Below are 9,316 nucleotides of genomic sequence, written 5' to 3'. Positions count from 1 at the left end.
GCCGACGGCACCACCACCAGGTCGAGGGTGAGCGGGCCAGCCGGAACGTCCTGCAGCAGACCGGCCGCCAGCTCGCACAGTTGCGCCCAACTGGCGGCCGTGGCAGGGCTGGTTCGGCTGTTCATGGCAACTCACCCTAGATGCCGGCACCGACAGTTCTGTCGGTGACCACCCCTATGGTTGGGCATCGTGAAAGTTGATCCAGCGCGGGCAGCCGAGGTGTTGCAGGGGCTCGACCCGCAACAGGAGGCCGTGGCCACCAGCTTCGGCGCGCCGGTGGCAGTGCTCGCCGGTGCCGGAACCGGCAAGACCCGGGCGATCACCCACCGCATCGCGTACGGCGCGCTGTCCGGCCGGCTCGATCCCGGCCATACCCTGGCGGTCACCTTCACCACCAAGGCCGCCGGTGAACTGCGGCACCGGTTGGCGCAACTGGGCGTCCCCAGGGTGCAGGCCCGCACCTTTCACTCGGCCGCGTTGCGCCAGATCCGGTTCTTCTGGCCGCGCGTGCACGGTGTCGAGCTGCCGCCGGTGGCCGGCCGCAACTTCTCGCTGATCGCCGAAGCCGCCCGCGGTTTCGGGGTCCCGGTCGACACCTCGCTGCTGCGCGACCTGGCTCAGGAGATCAGCTGGGCGAAGGTGTCAAACATCGCCACCGACCGGTACGCCGACCTGGCGGTCCGTGCCGGACGCCAGGTGAGCGGGCTGAACCCCGACCAGGTCGGCACCGCTTGGCTGCGCTACGAGCAGGTGAAGAAGCGCCGGCAGGTGATCGACTTCGACGACATCATGTTGTGCGCGATCGCCCTGCTCCACGAACACCCCGAGGTGGCTGCCCAGGTTCGTGACCAGTACCGGCACTTCACTGTCGACGAGTACCAGGATGTCAGCCCAGTGCAGCGGACCCTGCTGGAGCTGTGGATCGGCGACGGCACCGATGTCTGCGTGGTGGGCGACGTGAACCAGGCCATCCACACCTTCGCCGGAGCCCAGCCAAACTACCTGATCAACTTCGGCCGCGACCATCCCGGCGCGATCACCCTCAAGCTCGAAACCAACTACCGGTCGACCCCGCAGGTGCTGAAGGCCGCCAATGCGCTGATCGGGCGGGGTATGAGGTTGCGGGCGACCAGACCCGACGGCCCCTCGGTCGAGGCGATCCGGGCTGCCGACGAGCAGGCGGAGGCCGCCGAGGTGGCGGCATGGTTGGCCGGTGAGCACGCCGATGGCCGGGCATGGCGCGAACTGGGCGTCCTTTACCGGATCAACGCCCAGGCCGAGGCCATCCAGACCGAACTCGACGCACTCGGCGTCCCCTACGTGGTGCGTGACCCCGAAGGAACTGGCGAACCAGCGAGCCGGCCGGCGAATCCCGAGCAGCCGGACGCCGTGACCCTGTCGACGATGCACTCTGCCAAGGGACTGGAGTGGGAGTCGGTGGCGGTGATCGGGCTTTCCGAGGGACTGATGCCGTTCGGGCTGGCCGACACCCCGGCGACGATCGCCGAGGAGCAGCGGCTGTTGTACGTCGCGTTCACCCGAGCCCGCACCCGGCTGCGGTTGTCGTGGGCGGCCGGCGGGGCGTCCGGACGCGGCCACCGGGAACCTTCCCGCTACCTGCGTCGGGCGGGATTGGTGGGCGACCGGTCGGACCAGGCACGAGCCGGCCGGCCGACGGGCACCCGACAGCGCTCGCGCCAGTTGCCGAACTGCCACGTTTGCGGGCGGCCGTTGAGCGAGGCCACCGAGATAAAGCTCGGACGCCACGAGGGCTGTCCGGTCGATTGGGACGAGGAGTTGTTCGAGCGGTTGCGCCGGTGGCGCTGGTCAACCGCCCAGACCCAGTCGCTGCCGGCGTTCGTCGTCCTCACCGACGCCACGTTGCGTGCGATTACCGAACAGCGACCCACCGACCGGGCCAGCCTCCTCAAGAACCCGGGGATCGGCCTGGCGAAGGCTGACCGGTACGGCGAACAGATCGTGGAAGTGGTTGCGGCTCATGGGCAACAGTGAAATGCGCCCACCGCGGAGAATGCCGTCAGGCGCGCCCCAGGATCCGGTTCAGGTTGGTCCCGCAAACCGGGCACTTGGCCTTGGCCATCTTGGTCCCCCGATCGTTGACCACCACGTTGCCCTTGGCTTCCCGCTTCTCCTTGCACTTGACGCAGTAGAACTCGCCTTCATAGGTTTCGTCGGCCATCGCCTTCTCCTTGGTGTGGGGCCTGTTGTGCGAGGCCGGCACCCGCGTGGCGGATACCAGCCGCTGAGCGGTGATTCTAGTCACACAGGTATTGCAGCCGCAGGCGTAACCGGCGCGGCGAATACGGCAGAGGTACCTGAAGTCAGTACAAGGAAGACCCTCGGGGCCTGGTATCGCACGCCTTCCCCTGCGTGCGTCCGGCTCTCCGAGGGCCTCGCCCGTCACCGTACTGCCGAATTCCGCCCGACGTCAAGGAGGAACCATGCCACCACGAGCTGCTGCCCGTCCCGCCAGCGAGGTGCTGCCCACCGCGGCCCTGAAGGCGCCCGGGCTGCCCTCCGGCATCACCCAAGTTGAGGTTCGCCGCAGCGCCAGGCGACGCAGTACGGTGTCGGCCCGCGTCGAGGCGGATCGCATCATCATCCTGCTGCCGGCGCACCTGAGCGCCGCCGCCGAACAGCAGTGGGTGGACAAGATGGTGCAGCGGCTGGCGGACAAGAGGACCACGCCGGCCGGCTCCGACGCCGAACTTGCGGCCCGTGCGGTGCAGGTGGCGTCCCGCTACCTGGACGCCGCGGCCGGCCACGAACTGCGTCCGACGTCGGTGCGCTGGGTGACGAACATGGACCACCGGTGGGCGTCCTGCAGCACCGATTCAGGCGCCATCCGGGTCAGCCATCGCGTCCAGGCGATGCCCGACTGGGTGCTGGACTATGTGCTCGCCCACGAACTGGTCCACCTGGTCGAGCCGAACCATGGCCGCCGGTTCCGGCAGTTGCTGGCCAACTATCCCAGTGCGGAACGGGCGGAAGGCTTCCTGGAGGGCTGGTCCGCCGCCGGCTGACCAGCCGCCGGCTCAGCCCTGGCCGGTGTCGTCGCGGCGTTCCTGCTCCGCCTGCTCCAGCAGTTGGGCCAGCGCCCGGTCCATGTCGTCCGCCTCCGCCTCGTCGCCGCCATCGCCGACGAGTCGCAGCGGATCGTCCAGGTCCTCGGCGGTCGGCATCAGGTCGGGGTGCGACCAGACCGCGTCCCGGCCGGACACCCCGCGGTGCCTGGTCAGGATCGCCCACAGGTTCGCCGCGTCCCGCACCCGGCGCGGCCGGATATCCAACCCCACCAGGGTCGAGAACATCTCCTGTGTCGGGTTGTCGGTCGCCCTGCGTCGCCGCACCGCCTCGGCGAGCGGGGCTGCCGCGTGCGGCATCCAGGCCGCCACGGTGTTCCCGGTGACCTCGTCCACCCAACCCTCCACCAACGCCAGCAGCGTCTCCAGCCTGCCCAGGATCTCCACCTGCTGAGGTGTCTGGGTGGGGGAGAACAGCTTTCCCTGCAGTTGTTCGCTCAACTGGCCGAGTCGCTCGGGAGTGAGCTGCGAGATGTCGTCCACGTCGAGGGCGCTGGTCATGGCGCCGACGTCGATGATGATCTCGCGGGCGTACTGCTCGAGCAGCGACAGCACGTGCGAGCCAAGCCAACCCGCCTGGGCGAACAGCCGCTGCCTGGCCTCCTCACGAACGGTGAGGTAGAGCCGCACATCGCCTTCCGCTATCCCCAGCCCCTGGCCGAACTTGGCCAGGTTGGCCGGCAGCAGGACCACCTGTGGCTGCGGGAGCAGTTGCAGGCCGATCTCGCTTCCCGACACGATCTCGCTGGCGATCTTGCCGATGGCCTTCGCCAACTGCATGGCGTACATCGAACCGGCGGATGCCCGCAGCATGGGGGCGAACATGGCGCTGAACTGGGCGAGTTCGGGGTGGGCGCCCTCGGCGCCCTCGAACTGCTGGCCGAACGAGTTGGCCAGGGCGTCGGCAATCCGGGTGGCGATGGGTTCGGCGACGGTGCGCCAGGACTTGGTGGTCTGCTCCACCCACTCGGCGCGGCTCCACGCAGCCGGCGGCCTGGTCAGTTGGTCGAAGGCGACGTGCTGGTCGAGCCACAGCGTCGACAGCCGCGCGGCTTCGGCAACCTCACGCTGCTCGCTGCTGGTGGGCGACGGATCGGGCCCCAGCGAGGCAACCACGTGCCGGGCCGCCGAGGTGGTCTGAGCCCAGTCGATACCGGACGCGTCGGTGCGTCCCGACATGGCCGACATGGCGCGCTGCACCTGGGCGAGCAGTGCCTGTAGGTCGAATTGGCCGCCGGGGGTGTTGAACTGGGCGAACCACTTCGCCATGGGGTCTTCAGGATCGGGATTGCGACCGGTACCTGATGTCTCGTCGTTCATTGCTCACCGTTTCGTCAGTGTTGATTGCGTCCATTGTCCCGCAGCGCGCAACCGCTGGACGGCCGGTTGGCGACAGCCGGTAGGGTGATTGGCGTAAACCAACCGCATGTGAGGTGACTGCATGACCAAACAGGGCTGGACGGCAACGGTGTCCACAGCCCTGTTCGTCGTGCTCATCGCACTGGTTTCACTGATTCCGGTGCCGTTCGTCAGCTGGACACCCGGCAAGGCCACCAACGTGCTGGGTGCCGAGGACGGCGAGCCGGTATTGCAGATCAGCGGAGCCACCACCTACCCGACCGAGGGTGAGCTGCAACTGGCAACGGTCGCGGTCACCAGACGTGAGTCCGACATGAGCCTGCCGCAGGCCTTCATCGCCTACCTGCTGCCGGCCCAGACGGTGCTGCCGCGCGAGGTGGTCTACCCGATCGGCCGGCCAGCCACCCAGCAGCAGGCGAACGCGGTCCAGCAGATGGTCACCTCGCAACGCGAGGCCGTGGTGGCTGCGCTGGTGGAGGCTGGCATCCCGGTCACGCCGCTGCCATTGGTGACGCAGGTGTCCAGTTCCGGGCCCGCCTACGGCAAGGTCGAGGTGGGTGACCTGGTGACGTCGGTGGACGGTTCGGTGGTCTCCCGCCGCGCGGATGTGCAGGCCGTCCTCGCCCAGGTCGTACCCGGGACGGTGGTGCGGCTCGGGTTGGTGCGCGCCAACCGGCAGTTCGAGGTATCGGTCACCACCGTCGCGGCGCAGGACGACCCGTCGGTCGCCAAGCTGGGCATCGAGCTGGAGAACAGCTACCAGCACTCGGTCCAGGTCGAGTTCGGAGTGGATCCCGAGGTGGTCGGGCCATCGGGTGGGCTGGCATTCGGGCTGGCGGTTTACGAAGCGCTCACCCCCGGCTCGCTGATCGACGGACGCAACGTCGCCGCGACCGGAGTGGTGTCCGCGTCCGGTGAGGTGGGCGGCATTGGAGCGTTGCGCCAGAAGATCCGTGGCGCCGAACGTGCCGGCGCCGAGATCATGCTGGTGCCGGCCGGCAACTGCGCCGACGCCCAGGGTTTCAAGACGTCGATGACCCTGGTCCGGGTCACCACGCTGCGGGACGCGGCCGCGAGCCTGGAGCTGCTCAAGCACCCTTCGACCGCCGAGCAGGTGCCCAGATGCTGAGCCCCACCGAACAGGCCGAACGGCTACTGGCCGGGCTGGTCGAGATAGAACGCTTCGTCGGGCAGGCGGGCTGGGACCAACCCGCCCGGCTGTTCGCCCTGGTCCCGACCGAGGAACTGCTCGCGGCCGAGCCGGGCCTGGTCGACCAGCTCACGGTGACCGCCGAGGGCTCGCTGTCGTCGATCGAGCAGGACGAGTTCCACCCCGGCACCGACCTGTTGACGGCCCTTTCCGGAATCGGTTGGCCGGCGACGGTCGCCGGCTGCGCGCTGGCCACCGAACGCAGCTTCCTGCCCGCCGAGCTGGAGGCGGAACTTCCCCGCGACCCGCAACTGGCAGCCGAGTTCGTCGCCAACCATCCCCAACGTCGCGACCTGCGGGTGGTGGCTGGTGCGCTGCGGCAGGCCGAGGGCGAGCCGATAACCCATTGCGTGGCCAGGCTGGCCTCGAATCCCGAAGACCTCCTGGTGGGGGCGGACATGGTGCCCGCCCTCACCCAAGCTGTGGCATGGACGCTGCACGACAACGAAGGAAACCAATGAGCACGACGACCGGTGAACGGTCCGATTCCCGCCGCGGAGCGCTGGCCCCAACCATCGCGATCCTCGCAGTGTTGGTGTTGGGGTTCATGCTGTTCTCCCGCCTGTGGACCGACTTCCTGTGGTACCGATCGGTTGAGGCCACCCAGGTCTTCCGGGTGTGGCTGATCAGCACGGTCGGCCTGTTCCTGCTGTTCGGCGCCCTGATGGGTGTCGCGGTCTGGATCAACATGGCGATCGCGTACCGGCTGCGTCCCAGGCAGTCAGGACCGAAGCCCGCGACCTCATCTTCCACGCTCAGCCGCTACCGGCAGGTGATGGACGGACGCACCATCCTGTTCATCGCGGTCCCGGCGGTGGTGCTCGGCATCCTGGCCGGGATCAGCTCGGTCGCCAACGTGAACCTGTTCCTGGCGTGGTGGAACCGGGCCCCGTTCGGTACCACCGATCCGTACTTCGGGCTGGACAACGCCTTCTTCGTCTTCGAGTTGCCCTGGTGGCGGTTCGTGGTCAGCCATCTCACCTGGACGCTGATCATCTCGCTGCTGGCCGCCGCTGCGGTGCACTTCATCAACGGCTCGATGCGGACCAATCCGCTGCGGGTCAGCGCCCCGATGGAGGGGCAGGCGCCCGAGATCAGCGTCAGTAACCCGTTCACCTTGAGCGCCCAGGCCCACATGTCGGTGCTGATGGGGTTGATCCTGCTCGCTATCGCGGTCGACCAGTGGCTGGGCCGCTACGTGTTCGCGATCTCCGACAACGACGACCTGATGACCGGCATCGGCTACACCGACGACAATGCGCGGATCACCGCGAAGCTGATCATGGCGATCATCTGCGTGGTCTGTGCCCTGATCTTCTTCGTCAACGCCCGGCTGCGCCGCTGGATCCTGCCGGGTGCGGCTGTTGCGCTGGCGGTGGCGTCCAGCCTGATCTTGCAGGGTCTGTACCCGGGCCTGGTGCAGCGATTCGACGTCCGGCCGAACGAGCCCGACCGGGAGCGGCCGTACATCGTGAACCAGATCGCCGCCACCCGGGAGGCGTACGGCCTGACCGATGTCGAGATCACCGACTACGCCGCCGAGACCGAGGTCAGCGCCGGGCAGCTGATCGCCGACGCCGAGGCGTTGCCGGGCATCCGGCTGATGGACCCGCAGGTCATCTCGCCCACCTTCGAGCAACTGCAACAGGTGCGTGGCTACTACTCGTTCCCCGACGTGCTGGACGTCGACCGCTACACCATCGACGAGCAGGAGACCGATGCGATCGTCGCGGTCCGCGAGATCAACGTGTCGGGTCTGCCCCCGGAGAACCAGACGTGGAACAACGTCCACACCGTCTACACCCACGGCTACGCCATGGTCGGGGCCTACGGCAACCGCCGCCAGCCCAGCGGCGAGCCGAGCTGGATCGTCAGCGACATCCCGCCGGTGGGCGCGCTGGACCAGACCGAACCACGGGTGTACTTCGGCGAGAACACCATCGACTACTCGGTGGTCGGTGGACGCGAGGGCGAGGGCCCGATCGAGCTGGACACCCCCGGTGGCGGTGAGTCCGGTGGTGAGACCTACACCACCTACAGCGGCACCGGCGGGGTGCCGGTGGGCAACTTCCTGGTCCGGTCGCTGTTCGCGGCCCGGATGGGCGACATCAACCTGCTGCTCAGCAACCGGGTGCACTCCAACTCGGTGATGCTGTTCGACCGGACGCCGGCCGAGCGGGTGGCGAAGGTCGCCCCGTGGCTGAACATCGACAAGGATCCCTACCCGGCGGTGGTGGACGGGCGTGTCGTGTGGATTCTGGATGGCTACAGCACGTCGAACAGTTACCCGAACTCCCAGCGGGTCGACCTGGCGAATGCGACCAGCGACTCCAACATCAGCTGGACCCCGATCGGCGCCGAGCGGCGTGACATCAACTACATGCGCAACTCGGTGAAGGCCGTGGTGGACGCCTACAACGGCTCGGTTTCGCTGTACGCGTGGGACACCGAGGATCCGGTGCTGCAGACCTGGGACAAGGTCTATCCGGGCATGCTCAAGTCGGCTGACGAGATCACGCCCGACCTGATGGCGCACCTGCGCTACCCGCAGGACTTCTTCAAGGTTCAGCGCCAGATCCTGAGCCGCTACCACATGACCAACCCGGACGCCTGGTACCAGCAGTCCGACCTTTGGCGGATCCCGGACGACCCGCGCTCCACCGACACCAAGGAGCCGGCGTACTTCCTGTCCATCAAGTGGCCGGGTGACCCGGCCCCGGTGTTCAGCCAGACCACGGTCTTCGTCCCCAATGAGCGCGAGAACCTGGGCGCCTACATGGCGGTGGTAGCCGACGCCGCCAGCCAGGACTACGGCCGGATCAGGGTGTTGAGGCTTTCCGACACCCGCCAGATCCCGGGCCCGAACCAGACGTTCAACGCCATCCAGACCGACCAGCGCGTCCAGCAGGCGCTGCTGCCGTTCACCAGCCAGGGGGCGGCCGAGCCGGTCTACGGCAACCTGCTGACGCTGCCGCTCGGCGGGGGCCTGATCTACGTCAACCCGATCTACACCCAGGGCAAGGCCGAGTCCTCGTACCCGCTGCTGCGCTTCGTGGTGGTGCGGTTCGGTGACCACATCGGCATCGGCGAGACCCTCCAGCAGGCCCTCGACATGGTCTTCGAGGGGGACGCCGGGGTGACCACCGACGAGGAACCGTTGCAGCCACAGGCACCTGGAGAGGGTCCGGCCGCCCCGACCACTGGTGTGGCGGCAGTGCAGGCCGCCCTGGATGCCGCCGCCAACGCCTACACCGCCGCCGATCAGGCACTTCGGGATGGCGACCTGGGCGAGTACCAGCGGCAGGTTGATATCGCCCGCCAGCGGTTGTCAGACGCCCAGAACGCGATGGGCTGAGGCCCTCACGGCTCGAGCGTGACGACCTCGGCCGCCAACCCGGCGGCGGCCAGGTCGTCCACCAGCCGGTCGGCGTCCCCGCAGAGCACCACGCTGAGCTGTTCGGGACGCACGACCTCGGCGAAGGCCTGACTGGCCTGCTCGGTGCTGATCGCGGCGATCTGGCCTTGCAGGGTGTTCATCCACTTCGGTGGCATGGCGGCGCCGGCCAGCACGGCGGCCTGGTCGGCGATGGCGTCCGCGGTCTGGAAGTGCAGCGGGGCCACCCCGAGCAGGTAGGTGCGGGCG

General features: G+C 68.2%; 7 protein-coding genes and 1 pseudogene. 5 read left to right on the top strand and 3 right to left on the bottom strand.

Translation table 11 applies throughout. The annotated features are described in order from the left end of the window. Positions 1–189 precede the first annotated feature (189 nt). Positions 190–2,013, top strand: a complete 1,824-nt coding sequence (locus WBL05_RS06320) for an ATP-dependent DNA helicase UvrD2 (protein WP_424224534.1) — start codon at positions 190–192, stop codon at positions 2,011–2,013. Positions 2,014–2,038: 25 nt separating this feature from the next. On the opposite strand, the gene WBL05_RS06315 is transcribed toward WBL05_RS06320, so the two are convergent. Beyond that, the gene (locus WBL05_RS06315; protein ID WP_424224533.1) at positions 2,039–2,200 is read right to left on the bottom strand and encodes a DUF5679 domain-containing protein; all 162 of its coding nucleotides are present in this window, start codon (positions 2,198–2,200) and stop codon (positions 2,039–2,041) included. 262 nt (positions 2,201–2,462) lie between these two features. Between WBL05_RS06315 and WBL05_RS06310 the strand changes: the two genes are divergently transcribed. Continuing rightward, entirely contained in the window at positions 2,463–3,044 is a 582-nt protein-coding gene (locus tag WBL05_RS06310) for a YgjP-like metallopeptidase domain-containing protein (RefSeq protein ID WP_424224532.1), read from the top strand. A 12-nt stretch (positions 3,045–3,056) separates the two neighbouring features. Here the strand turns inward: WBL05_RS06310 and WBL05_RS06305 are convergent, their stop codons facing one another. Then, a complete protein-coding gene (locus WBL05_RS06305; RefSeq protein WP_424224530.1) occupies positions 3,057–4,373 on the bottom strand; it encodes a zinc-dependent metalloprotease in 1,317 nt (438 codons plus the stop codon). Between the two features lie 172 nt (positions 4,374–4,545). On the opposite strand from WBL05_RS06305, the gene WBL05_RS06300 reads away from it, so the two are divergent. Genes WBL05_RS06300 through WBL05_RS06290 form a run of 3 tightly spaced genes read left to right on the top strand, consistent with a single transcriptional unit; the run spans position 4,546 to position 9,028 of the window. After that, positions 4,546–5,592, top strand: a complete 1,047-nt coding sequence (locus WBL05_RS06300; protein WP_424224529.1) for a YlbL family protein — start codon at positions 4,546–4,548, stop codon at positions 5,590–5,592. Further along, positions 5,586–6,134 (top strand): PPA1309 family protein, encoded by a 549-nt coding sequence (locus WBL05_RS06295; protein ID WP_424224528.1) that lies wholly within the window; start codon positions 5,586–5,588, stop codon positions 6,132–6,134. The genes WBL05_RS06300 and WBL05_RS06295 overlap by 7 nt, the downstream gene beginning before the upstream one ends. Continuing rightward, positions 6,131–9,028, top strand: a complete 2,898-nt coding sequence (locus WBL05_RS06290; RefSeq protein ID WP_424224526.1) for a UPF0182 family protein — start codon at positions 6,131–6,133, stop codon at positions 9,026–9,028. The genes WBL05_RS06295 and WBL05_RS06290 overlap by 4 nt, the downstream gene beginning before the upstream one ends. Positions 9,029–9,033: 5 nt before the next feature. Here the strand turns inward: WBL05_RS06290 and WBL05_RS06285 are convergent. Beyond that, positions 9,034–9,316 (bottom strand): annotated as a pseudogene (locus WBL05_RS06285) (hypothetical protein); the annotation flags it as partial.

Origin of the sequence: Brooklawnia sp. (assembly GCF_049651565.1) — a bacterium.
GTDB lineage: Bacteria > Actinomycetota > Actinomycetes > Propionibacteriales > Propionibacteriaceae > Brooklawnia.
The sequence above is the reverse complement of the archived record's forward strand: the minus strand, read 5'-3'. Positions and strand labels throughout refer to the sequence as shown.